Genomic DNA, 20,724 nt, shown 5'->3' on the forward strand with positions numbered 1-20,724 from the left:
CCGGGCGCCGGCCCCCCAGGGGGGTGGTGCGCGGCCCGCCAACCCGCCCCGGCGGGCGGGGGGTGGCGGCGGCCCCCGCGGCCCACAACACCTTGGGGGGGCCCCCCCCGGGCGGGGGGGCCCCCCCTCAACGTTGGTTCGTGTACGGGCGGTGTCAGTGGCCGCCCTGCTCGTCACGGCGGCGCTGCCAGCGCTGCTCGATCCGGTCCATCATCGAGCGCTTCTGCCGAACCTGACCGCGGGTGTGCGGGGCGCCCGAGGCACCGGCTGCGGGCTGTTCGCCCGGCTTGGGCGCCTTGCGCCAGCCGGTCACGGCGAGCACCGCACAGCCCAGCATGACGAGGAAGCCCACCACGCTCAGCCAGACCTGTTTCGCGACCATACCGGCCATGAGGAGCGCGATTCCCACGAGGAAGCCAGCGACCGCCTGGTAGACCCGCCGCCGGGTGTACGTACGCAGCCCGCTTCCCTCGAGCGCCGACGCGAACTTGGGATCTTCGGCGTACAGCGCTCGCTCCATCTGCTCGAGCATGCGCTGCTCGTGCTCCGAGAGCGGCACGGAGTCCTCCTCATCGTGCAGTCGCCGGGGCGACCCGGGGGGTCCCTTCAGGATAGGCAGGGAATCGCCCCCGTGAAACCCGCCCCTCTACGCCAATTGGCCAACCGGAGCCCGTCATGGACGTCCCGGCTCGCTGAGGTTTCCATTCCCCGGCGGCCGACCCGTCATGCCGGGCGGTCTCCCTCGATCATACGGCGCACAGCGCCGGAACGGGGGGCCTGTGGCGTACTCCATGCCCAGCCAAGGCCCTGATCAGGGGGGCGCCCCGGGAGGCGCTCAGGCCCCTTCGGTCCCCCGCGTCTCCCCGAGCACATGGAGTTGGGTGGCCACGGAGTGGAATGCGGGGAGTTCGGCGGCCGCCTCCTCCAGCTTCAGCAGGGCTTCGAGGGCTCCCGGCTCGGTGTCCACGAGCACGCCGGGGACGAGGTCGGCGAAGACCCGCACACCGTGGACGGCGCCGACCCGAAGGCCCGCGGCCTCGACCAGTTCGGTGAGCTGCTCGGCGGTGAAGCGGCGCGGCACGGGGTCGCCCGCGCCCCAGCGGCCGTCGGGGTCGGTGAGGGCCTGGCGGGCCTCCGTGAAGTGACCGGCGAGGGCCCGCGCGAGCACGGCGCCGCCGAGTCCGGCGGCGAGGAGGCTGAGGACGCCTTCGGAGCGCAGGGCGGCCACGGCGTTGCGGACGCCCTCGGCCGGGTCGTCGACGTACTCCAGGACGCCGTGGCACAGGACTGCGTCGTAGCCGCCGCGGTCGACCACGTCGAAGAGTCCGTGGGCGTCGCCCTGGACTCCCGTCACGCGGTCGGCGACGCCGGCCTCGGCGGTGCGGCGCTCCAGGGCGAACAGCGCGTTGGGGCTGGGGTCGACGACGGTGACGCGGTGCCCCAACAGGGCGGCGGGCACGGCGAAGTTGCCGCTGCCGCCGCCGGTGTCGAGGACGTCCAGTGACTCGCGGCCGGTCGCCTTGACCCGGCGTTCGAGGGCGTCCTGAAGGACCTCCCAGACCACGGCGGTACGGAGGGAGGCGCGGGGTCGGGGGTGGGAGGCGGGCGGGCGCATCGGGTCCGACACGGCAGTTGACTCCTCGGCGCGGCACCGCCTCTTGCGCGGCGGAGCGAACGGGCTGCCTCCCCGCAACCGGTCCGGCCCGGGGTTCGGGGCGGGCCGCGGGAAGGCTTCAGGCGCCTTCCACCTTATTGCCTCCGTATCGGCTCCGGCGCCCTGCCCGGCCCTGGTGGCGCGGCACGGCGGCGGGCCACGCCGGCCCGTGTCCGGCGGGCGCCTCAGCCCGCGTCCGGCAGGTCGCGCTCCGCGCCGGAGCCGCCCGGGCCGTCCTCTTCCCGGCGCCCGTCCCCTCGCCCCTCCCCTCGCCCTTCCCCGCGCCCCTCCCGGTGCCCCTCCTGGCGGGGCTGGGGCAGGATCGGCTGGAGCACCAGCATGCGTTCGACGAGGCGGAGGAACATCGCCACGTCACGGATCAGGTCGTCGGCGTCCCGGCGGCTCGCCGCGTCCTGGATGCCTGCCTCGGCCCGGGCGCGGCGCCGGGCCCCGGAGGCGAACAGCGCGCTCCACTCGATGAGTTCGGGCGCTATCTCGGGGAGCACTTCCCAGGCGCTGCGGATGCGGGCCCGGCGGCGGGGGGAGGGTTCGGGGCGACCCCGGGCGGCGAGCACGGCCGCCGCGGTGCGCAGGGCCGCGAGGTGGGCCGTGGCGTAGCGCTCGTTGGGGGTTTCGAGGAGGGCCGCTTCCTCCAGCCCGGCGCGGGCCTGGGCGAGGAGGTCGAGGGCGGCGGGCGGGGCCGTGGTGCGGCGCAGCACGGGGTGCACATCGCTCGCGGGGCCGGTCAGTGAGGGGGCAGGGCCGGTGGCGCGGCGCCGGTGTGCGGCGGCTGCGTGGTGGTGGGCCATGACGAGCCTCCTGTCGTCAGTTGACGGCACGGGTCCTCATACGGGGGTCCCGTATGTACTCATCGTGCGGTATGCCACTGACAATCCGTTCTGACCTGGGCTTTTGCTTCGATCGAAGGTTCGGGCTAGTTTTTGCACTGACCAGTCAGTTCAAATTCGGGTTCTCAGGGGGACCAGTGGACGGAGTCGGTGTCACGGCCGACGGCTTCGGGCTCCGGGGCCCCCGCGGGTGGGCGTTCCGCGGCATCGGCGTCGACGCGGAGCCGGGCTCGCTGATCGCGATCGAGGGACCGTCCGGCTCCGGCCGGACGAGCCTGCTGCTCGCCCTCACCGGACGGATGAAGGCCACCGAGGGAACGGCGACCGTGGGCGGGGCACGGCTGCCGAGGCAACTGGCGGCCGTGCGGCGCGTCGCGGGGCTGGCGCACGTCGCCGGTGTGACCGACCTCGAACCGGCCCTGACCGTCGGGGAGCACCTGCACGAGCGGGCGCTGCTGGAACGACGGTTCGGCGGCTCCGTACGGGAGTTGCTGCGCCCGCGCGCGGAGCGGGCGACGCGGGCGCAGCTGCGGATCGAGACCGCGCTCGCCGCCGCCGGGCTCGACCCCGAGGAGACCCTGCCCAAGGGAACGCGGACCGCCGTCCGGGACCTGGAGCGCCTCGAAGCCCTGCGGCTGTCCGTGGCGCTGGCGCTCATCGGGCGTCCCGGGCTGCTCGGCGTCGACGACGTCGACCTGAAGCTGACGAGCGCCGAGCGGGAGGAGGCCTGGGCACTGCTCAGGTCCCTCGCCGAGGCGGGCACGACGGTCCTCGCGGTGTGCGGCGAGGCTCCCGAGGGCACCGTCCCGATCGCCACGCACGCGGACGCCGTCCCCGCCGTCCAGGAGACCGCCACCGCTGCCGGACAGGAACCCGAGCAGCGACAGGAACCCGAGCAGGAAGAGGAGAACACGGATGCGCTCGCCGAGACTGGCCGCGCTTGAGCTCCGGCGCTTCGGCCGGGGCCGACTCCCCCGGGCCGCGCTCGTGGCGCTCATGCTGCTGCCCCTGCTGTACGGCGCGCTGTACCTGTGGTCCTTCTGGGACCCGTACGGCAGGCTCGACCGGATCCCCGTGGCGCTCGTGAACGACGACACGGGGGCGAGCGCCGACGGGAAGCGGATCAGCGCCGGGGACGACCTCACCAAGGGCCTGCGCGACAGCGAGGTGTTCGACTGGCACGAGGTCAGTGCCGCCGAGGCACGCGCGGGGGTGGAGGACGGCCGGTACTACCTGTCGCTGACCATGCCGGCCGACTTCAGCCGGCGCATCGCCTCCAGCGCGGGCGCCTCCCCCGAGACGAGCGCCCTTCAGGTGCGCACGAACGACGCGAACAACTACATCGTCGGGCAGATCTCGCGGACGGTCTTCAGCGAGGTGCGCACCGCCGCGTCCACGAAGGCGTCGCGGTCCTTCCTGGACAAGATCTTCGTGTCGTTCTCCGACATCCACGGCGCGACCGCGAAGGCCGCCGACGGGGCCGACGACCTCAAGGGCGGCATCGGCAAGGCCGAGGCGGGCTCCAAGGACCTCGCCGACGGGCTGAGCGACGCCAAGGACGGCAGCGGCAAACTGGCGAAGGGCCTGAAGAAGCTCGACACGGGCGCCGACGACCTCCAGGACGGCTCGCAGAAGGTCGCGGACGGCACCCAGACGCTCGCCGACAAGGTCAACGGGGTCGCCGACGCGGTGGGGCCCTACCTGAAGGACAACGAGAAGACCATCGGGGACACCGCTCAGCTGGTCGCCGACTCCGCCAAGGTGATCGGCGACAACCTGGAGACCCTGGTGAAGGCGGCGCCGACCGCCGCCGAGGGCGCCCACACGGCCTCGGACACGCTCGCCGCCGTCCACAAGGCCCGCTGCGAGACGCCGCTGCTGCCCGACACCGCCTGCGCCGACCTGGCGAAGGCCAAGGACGCCGCCGCCGACGTGGCGAAGGTCGCCGACGACCTCAACACGCTGATCGCCGACCAGGACGGCGACCTGAAGACGCTCCGCACCAACCTCACCACCCTGCGGACGCAGGCCCAGGCGCTCGCCGACAGCGCCCCGCACCTGTCCGAGGACCTCGCCGACGCCGTGTCCAAGGTCAACGCGCTGAACACCGGCGCCGCGAAGGTCGCCAAGGGCGCCAAGAAACTGAACACCGGGCTCGGCACGGCCAAGACGGGGTCCGTCGACCTGGACGCGGGCGTCGGCAAGCTGGAGACGGGCGCCCAGGACCTCAACGGCGGCATGTTCAAGCTCTCCGACGGCTCCGGGAAGCTCGCCGACGGCCTGCACGACGGCGTCGCGCAGATCCCCGACTACGACCGACGACAGCGCGACGCGCGCACCGCCGTCATGGCCGACCCGGTGCGACTCGCCTCCCAGGATCTGCACAAGGCCCCCAACTACGGCACCGGCTTCGCCCCGTACTTCATCCCGCTGTCGCTGTGGGTGGGCGCCATGGTGGCGTACATGCTGATCGCGCCGATGAACCGGCGCGCCCTCGCCGCGGGCGCCCCGGCGTGGCGGATCGCGCTGGCGGGCTGGCTGCCGGTGGTCGCGGTCGGGGTACTGCAGACGACGGCGCTGATGGCCGTGCTGCACTGGGCGATCGGCCTGGAGACGGCACGGGCGGCCGGCACGGTGGGCTTCCTGTTCCTCGTGACGGCGTGCTTCGCGGCCCTCGTGCAGTGGCTCAACGCGCGCTTCGGAGCGGCGGGCCGCATTCTCGTACTCGCGCTGCTGATGCTGCAGTTGACGTCGGCGGGCGGCACGTATCCCGTGCAGACCAGCCCCGGCTTCTTCAACGCGATCCACCCCTTCCTGCCGATGAGCTACGTCGTCGAGGCCCTCAGGAGGCTCATCTCGGGCGGCGGCCTGGAACCGGTGTGGCACGCGTGCGTGGTGCTCGTCGCCTTCACCGCGGGCGCCCTGGCGCTGACCGCCCTGTCGGCGCGCCGCCGCCAGGTCTGGACGATGGACCGGCTGCACCCGGAGCTGAGCCTGTGAAGATCCGGCGTCCGGGAGGCCGCGTTCCTGTGACAATCAGGACCATGGAAAGCAGCACCACCCCGGGCGGCCGCACCCGCCGCGAGACCACCCGGCAGAAGCTCTACGAGGCGGCCGTCACCCTCATCGCCGAGCAGGGCTTCTCCGCGACCACGGTGGACGAGATCGCCGAACGGGCCGGCGTGGCGAAGGGCACGGTCTACTACAACTTCGCGAGCAAGTCGGTCCTCTTCGAGGAGCTGCTGAGGCACGGAGTCGGTCTCCTCACCGCCTCGCTGCGGGAGGCCGCCGAGCGGACGGCACGGGAGGGCGGCAGCAAGGTCGACGCGCTGGACGCGATGGTCCGCGCGGGCCTCGTCTTCATCGACCGCTACCCGTCGTTCACACAGCTCTATGTGGCCGAGCTGTGGCGCACCAACCGGGCCTGGCAGTCCACGCTCATGGTGGTTCGGCAGGAGGCGGTGGCCGTCGTGGAGGGGGTGCTGCGCGAGGGCGTCGAGAACGGCGAGTTCAGCGACGAGATCGACGTGCAGCTGACGGCGGCCGCGCTGGTCGGCATGGTGCTGGTGGCCGCCCTGGACTGGCAGGCCTTCCAGCCGGAGCGGTCCTTGGACGACGTCCACTCGGCGCTGTCGCGGCTGCTGCAGGGGCGGGTCAGCGGCCACCGCTGACAGGGCCGCACGCGCGCGTGCCCTGCGCCCCGCAAACGCCGGGAACGGCACGCGCGCGGGCACACGAAAGCGCCGGTCCGTGGTGGCCACGTCCCCCGTGGGCCCCCTCGAACCGGCGCTTCCTCGTGCTCCCCCGTTTCCCCCGTGCCTCCCCCGTTCGGTCTTCCCCCGGGGTGCCCCCCGTGCCTCGCTCCCGCCGAACTGGCCGGCGGAAGGAGCGGATCAAGGGCCGCTCCGTTCCGGCACCCCGTGTCGCCGGTACCTGAGCCGCGCCCCTTCTCCGTGCCTCCACTCTCCCGTTCGCGCAGGTCGCCCCCCATCCGCGCGCGTACTCAACTCACCCCCTAGGTACGCGTACTCAGGCCTGCGCGCTCATCCCCAGGACGCCGCGGTGCCGACTGGTTACGATCGCGTCCGTGTCCGTACTCCCCCTCGTGTTCACCAGCGGCTGGGCCAGCGGCGTCAACGCCTACGCGGTGGTGCTGCTCCTCGGCGTCTTCGGTGCGACCGGCCTGAGCGACGACGTCCCGCAGACGCTGCAACGCCCCGAGGTGCTCGTCGCCGCGGGTGTCCTGTTCCTGTGCGAGGCGGTCGCCGACAAGATTCCCTACGTCGACTCGGCGTGGGACTCGGTGCACACGGTGGTCCGGCCGCTGGCCGGGGCCTGGGTGGGGACGCTGCTCGCCGGGCACAGCGGTTCGCTCTCGGACGTGGCGGCGGGGCTGCTCGGCGGTTCGACGGCGCTGGCCAGCCACACCGTCAAGGCGGGCACCCGGATGGCGGTCAACGCCTCGCCGGAGCCCTTCAGCAACGTGATCGTGAGCCTCGCCGAGGATCTCGGGGTCGGCGGGATCGTGACGTTCGCGATGTTCCACCCGGGCGCGGCCGCGATCATCGCGGGCGCCTTGCTGCTGGCCGGACTGACGGTCCTGTTCTTCCTCGTCTCCCGGATCCGCCGCTTTCTGCGCCGCCGGGCGCAGCGCCGGGAGGAACGCCGGGAGGAACGCCGCCTGCCAGGGCGGACGGAGTCCCCGCCCTGGTGAGACGCCGCTGGTCACGGGCCCGCGACGGCGCTGTCAGTGGCGGCCGATAAAGTCGCGGGCATGGGACGGATTGCGGTGATCGGCGCCGGGATGGGCGCGCTGGCGGCGGCCGCCCGGCTGGCCGTGGCGGGCCACCGGGTGACGGTGTACGAGCGGACGGAGACGTACGGCGGTGCGGTGCGCCGCTTCGAGCGGGCCGGCTTCGGTTTCGACACCGGCCCGGGTCTGCTCCCCCTCCCCGCCGTCTACCGCGACCTGTTCGTCAAGACCGGCAAGGAGCCGTTGGAGGCCTGCGTCGAGCTGGTGCAGGTCGACCCGTCCGCCCGGCATGTGTTCGCGGACGGCACCGAGGTGTCCCTGCCGAACGCCTCGCGCGCGGGGGTCGTCTCGGCGCTGGACGAGGCACTGGGGGCGCGGGCCGGGCAGCGCTGGGGCGACTTCCTGGTGCGGGCCCGCGAGGCCTGGGACCGCACCCGCCGCCCGCTCCTGGAGGAGCCCCTGTGGCCGAACTGGTCGGTGCTGGCCGACCGCGAGCCCTACCCGGCGGTCCCGCACAAGCGGCTGCTGCGCACCCGGCAGGCGGGCACCCTCGCCGAGGTCGGCGCCTGGGAGCTGCGCGATCCCCGGCTCACCGCACTGCTGGAGGGCCACGCGCTCGCGTACGGCCTGGACCCGCGGGTCACCCCGGCGAGCGCGGCCGTCCTGCCGTACCTGGAGCACGCCTTCGGCACGTGGTACGTGCGCGGGGGGATGCGGGAGCTGGCCCGCGCGGTGTACGAGCGGTGTCTGGCGCGCCGGGTGGCGTTCGTGTTCGACGCCGAGGTCACCCGCGTCCTGGAGAAGGACGGCCGCGCTGCGGGTGTGGAAATGGCCGACGGCGCGGTGGCGGAGGCTGACTTCGTGGTCGCCCCCGGCAGCGTCGAGGGTCTGCCGGCGCGCGCGGACGGCGAAGTCGTGCCTCAGCAGGGTCTGCCCAGTCGGTTGACCGTGCTGCTCGCGCTGCGCGGCGCCCGGTCGGCGGGGACCGCGCACCGGACGGTGGTGCACACGGCGGACCGCGAGGGGGAGTTGGAAAGCCTGTTCGGTGCGGCGCCGACGGTGCCCGCGCGGCCGACGGTGACGGTCCTGCGGCCCGACGACCCCGGGCTGGTGCCCGACGGCGGCCATGAGGCGGTCACGCTCAGTGCCGTCGTCCCCGCCGGGGCGGAGATACGCGACGCACACGTGGAGGCGCTGCTCGCCGTCGCCGAGCGAGCCGTCCCCGGTCTGCGGGACCGCGTCCTGTGGCGGGAGGTGCGCACACCCGCCGACATCGCGCGGGAGACGGGCGCGGCGGGCGGGGCCGTCCCTGCGCCGGCGCTGGCCGCGGCCGGGGGGCGCCTGCTGCATCCCGCCAACTCCACGGGCCTGCAGGGCTTGTTCACCGTCGGCGGCTGGTCGCACCCGGGCGGCGGACTCCCGCACGCGGGCATGTCGGGCGCGCTGGTGTCCGGCCTGATCGTGGAGGGACCGGAGTTCCGGGGCTCACAGTGAGCCCCCGGTCGCCGTCGGGCGGGGCGTCCCGAGGCGAACGCGGCCGTCAGAACCGATACTGCTGCTCGTCGAAGCCGTTCCCCTGGCCCTGACCTTGACCCTGCTGCCGGCCGTCGCCCTGATAGGGGTACGGGTGCTGCTCGGAGGGGAGTTCACCGCCGAGCGGGTCGTCGGTGTTGCGCTGCTGCGGGACCCAGACGCCGCCGGCCGGGGTCTCCCCGTAGCCGCCGTTGCCGTACTGGTCCTGGCCGTAGCCCTGTTGCCCGTACTGCTGCTGGTAGCCGGCGTCGTAGGAGCCGCCGCCGTAGGTCTGGGTGCCGATGTACGGGTCGGAGTAGGCGGCGTACTGCTGCTCGCCGGTGGCGTCGTAGCCGTACTGCTGCTGGTGGTATCCGGCGTACGTGTCGTAGCCGTAGTTCTGGTCCGCGCCCTGGCCGGCCGCCGCGTACTGGTCCTGGGGCTGGGGCTGGGCCTGGCCGTTCGCGGCGGCGTACGCGGCATCGCTGTATATGCCGTAGGAGCCGGTCTCGTCGGGCAGGGGCTGCGGCTCGTAGACGGACGTCGTCTCGGCGGCCGTCTGGTCGCCGCCCCGGGCGGCGGGCGTGAAGACGTCGTCGTGGTCGTAGTCGTCGTCGAACGTGTTCCGGTCGCCGAAGGCGTTCTGGTCCCGGCCGAACGCGTCGCTGTCCGTGCCGTACGGGGTGTCGGAGCCGGGGCCGGCCCCGGCCGCCTCCATACCGGTGGCCTCGAGGGCCGGGTCCTGGCGCTCGGCCTTGCCACGACGGCGCTTGGGCAGCTTGCCGACGAGGCCGCTCGCGCCACCGCCGTCCGCCCCCGCATCCGGGGCCGTGTCGGTGCGCCGGAAGGCCCAGCCCTCGGCGAACCCGCGCCGGAACGACAGCGTGACGTACGTCTGCCCGACCGCGAAGGCGACAGCGCCCAGCGCGATGACGACGACCGACGGGATCAGGACACCGAGGACGACGCCGAGGAAGCCCACGAAGGCCAGCAGTCGCCAGCGCAACCGCGCCTTGTACTGCAGCAGCACCTCACCGAGCAGCCACAACGCGACGATGCCGAACGCGATGTAGAGGACCGTCCAGCCCATGTACGCCCCTCTCCCAGTGGCCGCTACGCAGTGTGTCGTATATCGGTGCGACCGGTCTAGGCCTGCGGCGGTTGGTGCAGGCCCAGGTTCTCGTAGATTTCCAGCGTCGCCGTGGAGTTGTTGAGCGTGATGAAGTGCAGTCCGGGCACTCCCTCGGCCAGCAGCCGGGCGCAGAACTCCGTGGCGAAGTCGATGCCAATGGAGCGTACAGCGGCCGGATCGTCTTTGGAGTTGAGGATCCGCTCTTTCAGGGCGTCCGGGAAGTGGGCGTTACTGAGCTTGGGCAGGCGTTCCAGCATCTTCACGCTCGTCACCGGAAGAACCTCGGGAATGACCGGAGTCACACAACCGGCCGCCGCGACCCGGTCGCGCAGCCGCAGGTACGACTCGGGCTGGAAGAACATCTGCGTGATGGCGTAGTCGGCGCCGGCCCGGCACTTGTCGACGAAGTGCGCGACGTCCGTGTCCCAGTCGCCGGAGCGCGGGTGCATCTCGGGGAAGGCGGCGACGCCCACGCAGAAGTCGCCCGACTCCTTGATGAGCCGGACGAGTTCGGCGGCGTACGTCAGGCCGCGCGGGTGCGGCACCCAGGCGCCCATCGGGTCGCCGGGCGGGTCGCCGCGCACGGCGAGCATGTTGCGGATCCCGGCGTCGGCGTACTGGCCGATGATGTTGCGCAGTTCGGCGATGGAGTGGTCCACGGCGGTGAGGTGCGCGACCGGCGTGAGCGTGGTGTCCACGACGATCTGCTGGGTCTCCTTGGCCGTGGACGCCCGCGTGGAGCCGCCGGCGCCGTACGTCACCGACACGAAGTCGGGGGCGACGGCCTCGACCCTGCGCAGCGCGTTCCACAGGCTCCGCTCACCCTTGGGCGTCTTCGGCGCGGAGAACTCGAAGGAGTACGTCGTCTTGCCGGTCGCGAGGATGTCGCGCACGGTGCGCGCGCGGTCCGTCCTGGTGGATGCGGTTCCTAGGGCCATACCCGCAGGTTAGCCAGGGGTGGGCGGTCCCCCAACCGGATGGGGCAAATTTGCCCGAATTGTCGACTTGTTGTCCATCCCTTGGACAGCCGTGCGTCCACCGTGCGCTACGCGCAGCTCAGCCGCTTGGCGAACTCCGCGGCCGCGGCGCCGGGATCGTCGGCCTCCGTGATCGCCCGCACGACGACGACCCGGCGGGCGCCCGCCGCCAGCACCTCGTCGAGGTTGCCGAGGTCGATGCCGCCGATGGCGAACCAGGGGCGGTCGGCGCCCAGCGAGGCCGTGTGCCGGACCAGGTCCAGGCCGGGGGCGTGCCGGCCGGGCTTGGTGGGGGTGGGCCAGCACGGGCCGGTGCAGAAGTAGTCCACGCCCTCCTGGACGGCGGCGGCCTCGGCCTCCGCCTCGGAGTGCGTGGAACGGCCGATGAGGACGTCCTCGCCGAGGATCGCGCGGGCCGCGGGGACCGGCAGGTCGCCCTGTCCGAGGTGGAGGACGGCGGCGCCGGCGGCATGCGCGACGTCGGCGCGGTCGTTTACCGCGAGCAGCTTGCCGTGCCGGGCGCAGGCGTCCGCGAACACCTTCAGATGCTCCAGCTCCTCGGCCGCCTCCATGCCCTTGTCGCGCAGCTGGACGATGTCGACGCCGCCCGCGAGGACCGCGTCCAGGAACTCGGGAAGGTCGCCCTGACGGGTGCGGGCATCCGTGCACAGGTACAGACGGGTGTCGGCCAGGCGGCCGCGGGCGGTGTCGGGCATACGAAGTCCCCCCAGGGTGGTGGCGTACGAGGGCGGGCGAGCCCCCGTACGCCGGGTGATGGTGCGAATCCTCGGCTCAGACGGCGAGCGCCTGGGCGCGGCGCTTCACCTCCGTGCCGCGATTCTCACTCAGGGCCTGGGCCGGCGTGCCGGGCAGGCTCGGGTCGGGGGTGAAGAGCCACTCGAGCATCTCCTCGTCCGTGAAGCCGTCGTCCCTGAGCAGGGTCAGGGTCCCGGACAGGCCCTTCACCACCTTGTCCCCGTCGATGAAGGCGGCGGGAACGTGCAGCGCGCGGTTCTCGCCACGGCGTACGGCGATGAGCTGGCCCTCCTTGACCAGCTGCCGGACGCGCGTCACCTCGACATCGAGCATTTCCGCGATGTCGGGCACGGTGAGCCAGGCGGGGACGAGAGCATCGATCTTTGCGTCAATCTCGGTCACGGGAACAAGCCTGCCATCTGCCACTGACAGTCGGAAGCCGGGCCGGTCCGACCAGGTGCTCACGCGGAGGCCGTCGCCGCCTTCAGCGGGCGTGCCGGGTCCGCCAGAAGCCGTGGGTTCATGGGTGTGGCGGCCTCGATCAGCCGTCTGCCCTGGGCGAGGTCACGGGGGCGCCCCACGGCCAGCAGGGCGACCAGACGGTCCTCGCGCAGCCAGCACACCGTCCAGGCCGGTCCCGACGGATCGCCGCGCCACAGGGTGCGGTCGGCGCCGGTGTGATGGCCCGCGTACTGGACGAAGCGGCCGAACTGCTCGGACCAGAAGTACGGCACCGGGTCGTAGACGGCCGGGGGCTCGCCGGTGACCTCGCCGAGGATGTTCGCCGCGACCGTGCGCGGCCCCTGGAGGGCGTTGTCCCAGTGGTGGACGAGGAGCCGCTCGCCGTACCGGCCCGAAGGGAAGGAGGCGCAGTCGCCGACCGCGTACACGTCCGGCAGGGAGGTGCGCAGACAGGCGTCGGCCACGACCTCGCGGTGCGCGCCGAGCTCGATGCCGGAGCCGGCCAGCCAGGCGGTGGCGGGGCGGGCGCCGATGCCGACCACGACGGCGTCGGCGGGCAGCCGCGAGCCGTCGTCGAGGACGACCGCTCCGGGCTCGACGCGCTCCACGCGCGCGTGGGTGCGCAGGGCCGTACCGCTGTCGGCGTACCAGGCGGCCATCGGGGCGGCCACCTCGGCGGGCAGCGCCCCGGCCAGCGGCCGGTCGGCGGCCTCCACGACGGTGACCGCGCAGCCGGCCTCGCGTGCGGCCGTGGCGAACTCCGCGCCGATCCAGCCCGCGCCGACGACCACGACGTCGTGCTGCCGGGCGAGCACGGGCCGCAGCCGTTCGGCGTCGTCCAGGGTGCGCAGCAGGTGCACGCCGGGCACGCCCTCGGCGCCGGGCAGCCGGATCGGTTCGGCGCCGGTGGCGAGGACGAGGACGTCGTACGGGACGGGCCCGGCCTCGGTGTCCAGCTCGTGGTCGGCGGGGCGCAGGCCGAGGACCTCGCGGCCCAGGACCAGTTCGATGCCGAGGCCGTCGAAGTCGACGTCGAAGGCGGAGCCCTCGGACTTGCCGAGCAGGACGGCTTTGGACAGCGGTGGCCGGTCGTAGGGCTGGTGGGGTTCGGCGCCGATCAGCGTCACCGTGCCGTCGAAGCCCTGTTCGCGCAGCGCGACCGCGGTCTGCACCCCGGCCATGCCCGCGCCGACGACCACCACGCGCCGCCCGGCCGGGCCGCCTTCTTCCTGCCTGCGCTCACTCACCTGATCACCTTAGACAACTGACTATTCGTCAGTCAGCCGTCGTGTTCCGTGACCTGCTCCACAACGCTGGTGCCGCTGCCCGTCTGCGACTCCCACTCCCAGGTCTCCTCCAGGCGGACCCGCCCGTCGGGCAGCTCCACGACCGTCGACACGCAGTGCCCCGAGGACGTCGTCGCGTCCTGCTTGAGCTGGACGTAGCGGAAGTCGAGCCGGTCCCCCTGCCGGGTACCCACCAGATGGCCGCGTACGACGTCGCCGCCCGCGTAGTCCGCCCAGATCACGCCGTCCTGCTCGCGGTAGGCGAAGCGGGTGCGGGTGCCGACCTGGCCCGGGGCCTGGTCGGCGACGGGGGCGAGGACGAGACCGTCGAGCGAACGGGGCACGGGCGGAGGCTCCCTTACTGAGACATACGGCATCGGGCTAGGGTGGCCAACGTAGAGCACTCGCGGGAGCCCGGACGCACCGGGCTGAGAGGGAGGCTGGCGGCCTCCGACCGTACGAACCTGATCCGGGTCATGCCGGCGAAGGGAGGGGCTGGACGCCCATGTCGTCTCCACGTACGTCAGACGTCCTCGTCATCGGGGGCGGGATCATCGGGCTGGTCACGGCCTGGCGGGCCGCGCAGCGCGGCCTCGCCACGGCGGTGGTCGACCCGGAACCGGGCGGCGGGGCCGCCCAGGTGGCGGCCGGGATGCTGGCCGCCGTCACGGAACTGCACCACGGCGAGCAGACCCTGCTCGGCCTGAATCTCGCCTCCGCGCGCCGCTATCCGGACTTCGCGGCGGAGCTGACGGAGCTGACCGGCCACGACCTCGGCTACCGGCGGTGCGGCACGCTCGCGGTCGCGCTGGACGCCGACGACCGCGCCCATCTGCGCGAGCTGCACGCCCTGCAGCGGCAGTCGGGGCTGGCGTCGGAGTGGCTGTCGGGGCGTGAGTGCCGCCGTCTTGAGCCGATGCTCGCGCCGGGAGTTCGCGGCGGGCTGCGGGTGGACGGCGACCACCAGGTCGATCCGCGGCGGCTGGCCGCGGCGCTGGTGACCGCGTGCGAGCGGGCGGGCGTGGTGTTCCGGCGGGCGTGGGCCGAGCGGCTGTCCGTGGTGGGCGGGCGGGCCGCGGGGGTCGTCACCCGGGACGGGACGGCGCTGGGGGCGGGACAGGTGGTGCTCGCCGGCGGCAGTCTGAGCGGGCGGCTGGCCGGGGTCCCGCAGGACGTGCTGCCGCCGGTGCGGCCGGTGAAGGGGCAGGTCCTGCGGCTGACCGTGCCACGGCGGTACGCGCCGTTCCTGAGCCGGACGGTGCGGGCCGTGGTGCGCGGCAGCCAGGTCTATCTGGTGCCCCGGGAGAACGGCGAGCTGGTCGTGGGCGCGACCAGCGAGGAACTGGGCTGGGACACGACGGTGACGGCAGGGGGCGTGTACGAGCTGCTGCGCGACGCCCATGAACTGGTGCCGGGGATCACCGAGCTGCCGCTGACCGAGACGCGCGCGGGGCTGCGCCCCGGCTCCCCGGACAACGCGCCGCTGCTCGGGCCGACCGGCCTGGACGGGCTGCTGCTGGCCACCGGGCACTACCGCAACGGGGTGCTGCTGACGCCGGTGACCGGTGACGCGATGGCGCATGTCCTGGCCACCGGGGAGCTCCCGGACGAGGCCCGTCCCTTCACACCCCGGCGTTTCGGCGCCGCCGCACTCTCGGAGCAGCCCGCATGAACATCTCGGTGAACGGCGAGCGGCAAAAGGTCGCTCCCGGCACGGCTCTCGACAGCGTCGTACGGTCCCTGACGCCGGCGCCCTCCGGGGTGGCCGCCGCGCTCAACGAGACGGTCGTCCCCCGCGCGCGGTGGTCGGCGACGGCGCTCAGCGAGGGCGACCGGGTGGAAGTCCTGACCGCCGTACAGGGAGGCTGAGCGCCATGGCCGACGATTCCTTCGTCCTCGGGGGTACGTCCTTCTCGTCCCGGCTGATCATGGGTACGGGGGGTGCACCCAGCCTGGAGGTGCTGGAGCGGGCGCTGGTCGCCTCCGGGACCGAGCTGACGACGGTCGCGATGCGGCGCGTCGATCCCTCCGTGCACGGCTCCGTGCTGTCGGTGCTCGAGCGGCTCGGCATCCGGGTGCTGCCGAACACCGCGGGGTGTTACACGGCCGGGGAGGCGGTGCTGACGGCGCGGCTGGCGCGGGAGGCGCTGGGTACCGATCTGATCAAACTGGAGGTCATCGCCGACGAGCGGACGCTGCTGCCGGATCCGGTCGAGTTGCTGGAGGCGGCGGAGACGCTGGTGGACGACGGGTTCACGGTGCTGCCGTACACGAACGACGATCCGGTGCTGGCACGGAAGCTGGAGGATGCGGGGTGTGCCGCGGTGATGCCGCTGGGCTCGCCGATCGGCTCCGGGCTCGGCATCCGCAACCCGCACAACTTCCAGCTGATCGTCGAGCACGCGCGTGTGCCGGTGATTCTGGACGCGGGGGCCGGTACGGCGTCGGATGTGGCGTTGGCGATGGAGTTGGGGTGCGCGGGGGTGATGCTGGCGTCGGCGGTGACGCGGGCGAGGGATCCCGAGCGGATGGCGTCGGCGATGCGGGCCGGCGTCGAGGCGGGACGGCTGGCCCACCTGGCGGGCCGGATCCCCCGCCGCTACTTCGCCGAGGCGTCGTCCCCCACCGCGGGCCGGGCGGCGCTGGACCCCGAGCGTCCCGCCTTCTGACCACCGCCCCGCTCCCCCCGGCCTCTCCACCGCCCCGCTCCCCCCGGCCTCTCCTCGATCGCGTTACAGGTCGGCTGCAGTCAGGGGTGATCGGGCCGGAGGATGCGGTGGTGTCGGTCGTGGCTCGTACACTCGCCTGCGTGGACACGACCCTTCAGGACCCTCTGGTCGGGCAGGTGCTCGACGGCCGGTATCGCGTCGAGGCGCGGATCGCGGTCGGCGGGATGGCCACGGTCTACCGGGCCGTGGACACCCGCCTGGACCGCGTGCTCGCGCTCAAGGTGATGCACCCGGCGCTCGCCGCCGACGAGGTGTTCGTCGAGCGGTTCATCCGGGAGGCGAAGTCCGTCGCGCGGCTCGCCCACCCGAATGTCGTTCAGGTGTTCGACCAGGGTGCGGACGCGTCGTATGTCTATCTCGCCATGGAGTACATCGCCGGCTGCACGCTGCGTGACGTGCTGCGTGAGCGCGGGGCGCTGCAGCCGCGGGCCGCGCTGGACATCCTGGAGCCGGTGCTCGCCGCGCTCGGCGCCGCGCACCGGGCCGGGTTCGTGCACCGGGACATGAAGCCCGAGAACGTGCTCATAGGGGATGACGGGCGGGTCAAGGTCGCCGACTTCGGGCTGGTGCGGTCCGTGGACACCGTGACCAGCACCACCGGGGCCGTCCTCGGGACCGTCGCCTATCTCGCTCCCGAGCAGATCGAGCAGCCCGGCGCCGCCGATCCCCGCGTCGACGTGTACGCGTGCGGGGTCGTGCTCTACGAGATGCTCACCGGTGAGAAGCCGCACGACGGGGACTCCCCGGCGATCGTGCTCTACAAGCACCTCCACGAGGACGTTCCGCCGCCGTCGGCCCTCGTCCCCGGGCTGCCGTTCGAGCTGGACGAGCTGGTCGCCTCGGCCACCGCCCGCACACCCGACGTCCGGCCACACGACGCCGTCGCGCTGCTCGCGCAGGTGCGACAGGCGCGCGCCCCGCTCACCGAGGACCAGCTGGACGCGCTGCCGCCGCAGGCCGTCTCCGCCGGGCACGACATCGCCGAGGACCGGACGAGCGTCATCCCGCGCTCGCTGACAGTGCCACGGCCGCTGCCCGTCAACGAGGACGACACCGCCGCCGACGAGGCCGCCCTGAACCGGACCTCCCGGTTCCAGAGTCCGCCGCCCTTGCCGCCCCGGCGCCGTTCCGTGCGGCGGCCCCGGCGCGGGGTGCTCGCGCTCGTCACCGTGGCCCTGCTGGTGTTCGGCGTGGGCGCGGGCGTCTGGTACATCAACTCCGGGCAGTTCACCAGGGTGCCGGCGGTGCTGACGCAGAAGGAGGCCGAGGCCAGGAAGCGGCTGGAGGCGGCCGGGATCGAGGTCGGCAAGGTCCGGCACGAGTACAGCGACACCGTCAGGCGCGGCACCGTCATGGACACCGACCCCGAGCCGGGCGCCCGCATCCGCAAGCACGACTCCGTGACGCTCACCGTCTCCGACGGCCCCGAGATGGTGAAGGTGCCGGACGTGCAGGGCTCCCGGCTGGACAAGGCCGAGCAGCTGCTGAAGACGGACGGCCTGGAGCCGGGTCTGGTCACCCAGGAGTTCAGCAAGGACGTCATCAAGGGCTTCGTGATCAGCACGAACCCGCAGGCGGGGGTGAAGCGCCGCGCGGGCACCGCCGTGTCCCTCGTCGTCAGCAAGGGCAGCCCGATCGACGTCCCGGACGTCACCGGCGAGGACCTCGAGGACGCCAGGGCGGAGCTGGAGGGGGCCGGCCTGAAGGTGAAGGTCTCCGCCGGCGAGGTCAACTCCGAGTTCGACAAGGGGCAGGTCGCGGCGCAGTCCCCGGCGGCGGACGGCAAGGCCGCCGCCGGCGACACGGTGACGCTGACGCTGTCCAAGGGGCCGGAGATGGTCGAGGTCCCGGACGTGGTGGGGGCGAGCGTCGGCGACGCGAAGTCGCTCCTCGAACAGTCCGGGTTCAAGGTCGAGGAGGACCGTGGGCTGCTGGGGCTGTTCGGCGACACTGTGAAGAAGCAGTCCGTGGACGCGGGCGACACCGCGCCCAAGGGGTCGACGATCACGATCACCATCCGCTGACCGGCGGGGCGGCCGGGCATGACACCCTGAACGGGTGAGTCCTGAAGCCCCCTGCCCCTCCCCCGCCGCCACCTCCTCCGCGTCCCCTTTCGCCTTCCGCAACCCCGTCGGCGGTCATGTCCCCGTGGCCGGCGGGCTGCACGACGTGGGCATGTCGTACGCCCATGACCTCAGGGCCGAGACGGTCCAGGTGTTCGTCGCCAACCCGCGCGGCTGGGCCACGCCGGTCGGGAACCCGCGGCAGGACGAGGCCTTCCGGGAGGTGTGCGCGGCGGAGTCGGTCCCGGCGTACGTGCACGCGCCCTACCTGATCAACTTCGGCTCGCACACCGAGGCGACGGTGGAGAAGTCGGTGGAGTCGCTGCGGCACTCGCTGCGCCGCGGGCGGGAGATCGGCGCCTTGGGCGTGGTCGTGCACACGGGGAGCGCGACGGGCGGCCGGGACCGGTCCGTGGCGCTGAAGCAGGTCCGCGAGCGCCTGCTGCCGCTGCTGGACGAGCTGACCCACGACGACGACCCGTTCCTGCTGCTGGAGTCCACCGCCGGCCAGGGCGCCTCGCTCTGCTCCCGGACCTGGGACTTCGGGCCGTACTTCGAGGCGCTGGACGCCCATCCCAAGCTGGGCGTCTGCCTCGACACCTGCCACATCTTCGCGGCCGGGCACGACCTGACCGGCCCGGCCGGCATGCACCAGACCCTGGACCTGCTGGTGGACACCGTCGGCGAGGGCCGGCTGAAGCTGATCCACGCCAACGACTCCAAGGACGTCGTCGGCGCCCACAAGGACCGGCACGAGAACATCGGCGCAGGTCACATCGGCGAGGACCCGTTCCGGGCGCTGATGACCCACCCCGCGACCGTGGGCGTCCCCCTGATCATCGAGACCCCCGGCGGCAAGGAGGGACACGCGGCGGACGTGGAGCGGCTGAAGAAACTGCGCGACGGCTGAGGCGGTCGGTCCTCGTTCTCGCACCCGTCGCCAAGACCCCCGTGGGTCAGAGCTCGGGCCCGTCCCCCGGGCCCTCCTGGTAGGAGTAGCGCTGTTCCTTCCAGGGGTCGCCGATGTTGTGGTAGCCGCGTTCCTCCCAGAAGCCGCGGCGGTCCGCGGTCATGTACTCGACGCCGCGGACCCACTTGGGGCCCTTCCAGGCGTAGAGGTGCGGGACGACCAGGCGGAGCGGGAAGCCGTGTTCGGCGGTGAGCAGCTCGCCGTCCTTGTGGGTGGCGAAGATCGTGCGCTCGGCGGCGAAGTCGGCCAGCCGCAGATTGGAGCTGAACCCGTACTCGGCCCACACCATCACATGGGTGACGCTCGGCGCGGGCGGCGCGAGCTCCAGGATGGTCCGGGCCGGGATCCCGCCCCACTCGGCGCCGAGCATGCTGAACTTCGTCACGCAGTGCAGATCGGCCAGGACGGACGCGTACGGAAGGGCCGTGAACTCCTCGTGGTTCCAGCAACGCTTCTCACCGTCGGCGGTGGCGCCGAAGACCCTGAACTCCCAGCGCTCGGGCCGGAACCTGGGCACCGGACCGTAGTGCGTGACGGGCCAGCCCCGCTGCAGTCGCTGTCCCGGCGGAAGCTCGGACACCGCTTCTCCTCCAGACGCGCGCTCCACCGGATGACCCATGACTCCATCCTGACAGACCCCGGACGGTGCACATGACCAGCCATGACCACCCATATCCCGAATCGGGCAACTGCTACCAAGCATGCACTAACTTACTAAGTACGCACTTACTGGACGATCTTCGGCACCGGTGAAATCATGCGGCGGCAACCTCCCCGATCCCCCACGTGGAAGGAGCCTCTGCGATGCAGGGCGACCCCGAGGTCATCGAGTTCCTCAACGAGCAGCTCACCGGCGAGCTCACCGCGATCAACCAGTACTTCCTCCACGCCAAGATGCAGGAGAACCTCGGCTGGACGAAGCTCGCGAAGTACACGCGGCACGAGTCCTTCGACGAGATGAAGCACGCGGAGGTACTGACCGACCGGATCCTGTTCCTGGAGGGGCTGCCGAACTACCAGCGGCTGTTCCATGTGCGCGTGGGCCAGACGGTCAAGGAGATGTTCGAGGCCGACCGGCAGATCGAGGTCGAGGCGATCGACCGCCTGAAGCGCGGCATCAAGGTGATGCGCGAAAAGGGCGACATCACCTCCGCGAACATCTTCGAGTCGATCCTCGAGGACGAGGAGCACCACATCGACTATCTCGACACCCAGCTGGAGCTGGTGGACAAGCTCGGTGACGCCCTCTACATCGCGCAGCTGATCGAACAGCCGGAGAGCTAGCCCCTCGAGGGCTAGGCCGCTTCCCTGAGGTCGGGGAGCTCGGCGAGGGCCGGTTCACCGCGGTCGGCGACGGTGAGGTCCCGGCGCGAGCAGGCGCCCCGGCCGAGGATCGCCTGGATCCGGCGGACGCAGGAGCCGCAGTCGGTCCCCGCCTTGCAGGCGGAGGCGATCTGGCGGGGCGTGCAGGCACCGCCGTCCACATGCTGCTGGACCTGCGCTTCAGTCACTCCGAAGCAGCTGCAGACGTACACGCGGATTCACCTCCCGCCGAGATCGATAAGGCTAACCTAACCTTACC

General features: G+C 72.6%; 22 protein-coding genes and 1 riboswitch. Of the genes, 11 read left to right on the forward strand and 11 right to left on the reverse strand.

Translation table 11 applies throughout. The features are described 5' to 3' along the window. Positions 1-154: 154 nt before the first annotated feature. The 3 genes from ACIBTS_RS42790 to ACIBTS_RS42800 all read right to left on the reverse strand — a co-directional run bounded on the left by ACIBTS_RS42790 (position 155) and on the right by ACIBTS_RS42800 (position 2,463). Positions 155-559 carry a DUF3040 domain-containing protein gene (locus ACIBTS_RS42790; protein WP_334580880.1) on the reverse strand — a complete coding sequence of 135 codons (405 nt, stop codon included), beginning with the start codon at positions 557-559 and terminating at the stop codon, positions 155-157. Positions 560-835: 276 nt separating this feature from the next. Then, positions 836-1,627 (reverse strand): methyltransferase, encoded by a 792-nt coding sequence (locus ACIBTS_RS42795; RefSeq protein WP_399326483.1) that lies wholly within the window; start codon positions 1,625-1,627, stop codon positions 836-838. A 212-nt stretch (positions 1,628-1,839) separates the two neighbouring features. Next, entirely contained in the window at positions 1,840-2,463 is a 624-nt protein-coding gene (locus tag ACIBTS_RS42800) for an SAV_6107 family HEPN domain-containing protein (protein WP_399326485.1), read from the reverse strand. A 176-nt stretch (positions 2,464-2,639) separates the two neighbouring features. Here ACIBTS_RS42800 and ACIBTS_RS42805 point away from each other — a divergent pair, with 176 nt between their 5' ends. The 5 genes from ACIBTS_RS42805 to ACIBTS_RS42825 all read left to right on the forward strand — a co-directional run bounded on the left by ACIBTS_RS42805 (position 2,640) and on the right by ACIBTS_RS42825 (position 8,749). Beyond that, a complete protein-coding gene (locus ACIBTS_RS42805) occupies positions 2,640-3,446 on the forward strand; it encodes an ATP-binding cassette domain-containing protein (RefSeq protein WP_399326487.1) in 807 nt (268 codons plus the stop codon). Then, positions 3,418-5,502, forward strand: a complete 2,085-nt coding sequence (locus tag ACIBTS_RS42810; protein WP_399326489.1) for a YhgE/Pip family protein — start codon at positions 3,418-3,420, stop codon at positions 5,500-5,502. The genes ACIBTS_RS42805 and ACIBTS_RS42810 overlap by 29 nt, the downstream gene beginning before the upstream one ends. A gap of 44 nt (positions 5,503-5,546) precedes the next feature. Further along, positions 5,547-6,173, forward strand: coding sequence for a TetR/AcrR family transcriptional regulator (locus tag ACIBTS_RS42815; protein WP_319677383.1), 627 nt, complete (start codon positions 5,547-5,549; stop codon positions 6,171-6,173). A 416-nt stretch (positions 6,174-6,589) separates the two neighbouring features. Further along, a complete protein-coding gene (locus ACIBTS_RS42820) occupies positions 6,590-7,216 on the forward strand; it encodes a DUF4126 domain-containing protein (RefSeq protein ID WP_319676864.1) in 627 nt (208 codons plus the stop codon). A gap of 60 nt (positions 7,217-7,276) precedes the next feature. Then, positions 7,277-8,749, forward strand: coding sequence for a phytoene desaturase family protein (locus ACIBTS_RS42825; protein ID WP_399326491.1), 1,473 nt, complete (start codon positions 7,277-7,279; stop codon positions 8,747-8,749). Between the two features lie 46 nt (positions 8,750-8,795). Here the strand turns inward: ACIBTS_RS42825 and ACIBTS_RS42830 are convergent, their stop codons facing one another. The 6 genes from ACIBTS_RS42830 to ACIBTS_RS42855 form a co-directional block, all read right to left on the reverse strand. Beyond that, complete coding sequence (locus ACIBTS_RS42830) at positions 8,796-9,857, reverse strand: hypothetical protein (RefSeq protein WP_399326493.1); 1,062 nt, start codon at positions 9,855-9,857, stop codon at positions 8,796-8,798. Between the two features lie 56 nt (positions 9,858-9,913). Next, entirely contained in the window at positions 9,914-10,837 is a 924-nt protein-coding gene (gene metF / locus ACIBTS_RS42835) for a methylenetetrahydrofolate reductase [NAD(P)H] (RefSeq protein WP_399326495.1), read from the reverse strand. A gap of 107 nt (positions 10,838-10,944) precedes the next feature. After that, on the reverse strand, positions 10,945-11,592 hold the full coding sequence (thiE, locus tag ACIBTS_RS42840; RefSeq protein ID WP_399326497.1) for a thiamine phosphate synthase: 648 nt from the start codon (positions 11,590-11,592) through the stop codon (positions 10,945-10,947). A gap of 76 nt (positions 11,593-11,668) precedes the next feature. Next, positions 11,669-12,034, reverse strand: coding sequence for an Rv2175c family DNA-binding protein (locus tag ACIBTS_RS42845; RefSeq protein ID WP_079662893.1), 366 nt, complete (start codon positions 12,032-12,034; stop codon positions 11,669-11,671). A gap of 59 nt (positions 12,035-12,093) precedes the next feature. Next, positions 12,094-13,341 carry an NAD(P)/FAD-dependent oxidoreductase gene (locus ACIBTS_RS42850; RefSeq protein WP_399326499.1) on the reverse strand — a complete coding sequence of 416 codons (1,248 nt, stop codon included), beginning with the start codon at positions 13,339-13,341 and terminating at the stop codon, positions 12,094-12,096. A 32-nt stretch (positions 13,342-13,373) separates the two neighbouring features. Beyond that, positions 13,374-13,724: a hypothetical protein gene (locus ACIBTS_RS42855; RefSeq protein ID WP_399326501.1), complete on the reverse strand. Its 351-nt coding sequence runs from the start codon at positions 13,722-13,724 to the stop codon at positions 13,374-13,376. A gap of 52 nt (positions 13,725-13,776) precedes the next feature. Continuing rightward, positions 13,777-13,888, forward strand: a riboswitch (TPP riboswitch). Between ACIBTS_RS42855 and thiO the strand changes: the two genes are divergently transcribed. The 5 genes from thiO (at position 13,886) to ACIBTS_RS42880 (ending at position 19,082) form a co-directional block, all read left to right on the forward strand. Next, positions 13,886-15,052, forward strand: a complete 1,167-nt coding sequence (thiO, locus tag ACIBTS_RS42860; RefSeq protein WP_399326503.1) for a glycine oxidase ThiO — start codon at positions 13,886-13,888, stop codon at positions 15,050-15,052. Its footprint overlaps the riboswitch before it by 3 nt. Then, positions 15,049-15,249, forward strand: a complete 201-nt coding sequence (gene thiS / locus ACIBTS_RS42865; RefSeq protein WP_399326505.1) for a sulfur carrier protein ThiS — start codon at positions 15,049-15,051, stop codon at positions 15,247-15,249. The genes thiO and thiS overlap by 4 nt, the downstream gene beginning before the upstream one ends. Positions 15,250-15,254: 5 nt before the next feature. After that, entirely contained in the window at positions 15,255-16,049 is a 795-nt protein-coding gene (locus ACIBTS_RS42870; RefSeq protein ID WP_399326507.1) for a thiazole synthase, read from the forward strand. Between the two features lie 140 nt (positions 16,050-16,189). Then, positions 16,190-18,133: a Stk1 family PASTA domain-containing Ser/Thr kinase gene (gene pknB / locus ACIBTS_RS42875; RefSeq protein ID WP_399326509.1), complete on the forward strand. Its 1,944-nt coding sequence runs from the start codon at positions 16,190-16,192 to the stop codon at positions 18,131-18,133. A gap of 34 nt (positions 18,134-18,167) precedes the next feature. Then, entirely contained in the window at positions 18,168-19,082 is a 915-nt protein-coding gene (locus tag ACIBTS_RS42880) for a deoxyribonuclease IV (RefSeq protein ID WP_399326512.1), read from the forward strand. Between the two features lie 46 nt (positions 19,083-19,128). Here the strand turns inward: ACIBTS_RS42880 and ACIBTS_RS42885 are convergent, their stop codons facing one another. Continuing rightward, the gene (locus ACIBTS_RS42885) at positions 19,129-19,761 is read right to left on the reverse strand and encodes a sulfite oxidase-like oxidoreductase (protein WP_099937536.1); all 633 of its coding nucleotides are present in this window, start codon (positions 19,759-19,761) and stop codon (positions 19,129-19,131) included. A gap of 185 nt (positions 19,762-19,946) precedes the next feature. On the opposite strand from ACIBTS_RS42885, the gene bfr reads away from it, so the two are divergent. Further along, a complete protein-coding gene (bfr, locus tag ACIBTS_RS42890) occupies positions 19,947-20,426 on the forward strand; it encodes a bacterioferritin (protein WP_399326514.1) in 480 nt (159 codons plus the stop codon). A gap of 11 nt (positions 20,427-20,437) precedes the next feature. Here the strand turns inward: bfr and ACIBTS_RS42895 are convergent, their stop codons facing one another. Beyond that, positions 20,438-20,677 (reverse strand): bacterioferritin-associated ferredoxin, encoded by a 240-nt coding sequence (locus ACIBTS_RS42895; protein WP_079662885.1) that lies wholly within the window; start codon positions 20,675-20,677, stop codon positions 20,438-20,440. Between the last annotated feature and the right edge of the window lie 47 nt (positions 20,678-20,724).

The organism is Streptomyces sp. NPDC050121, from assembly GCF_044460385.1.
GTDB classification, from domain to species: Bacteria; Actinomycetota; Actinomycetes; order Streptomycetales; family Streptomycetaceae; genus Streptomyces; species Streptomyces soliscabiei.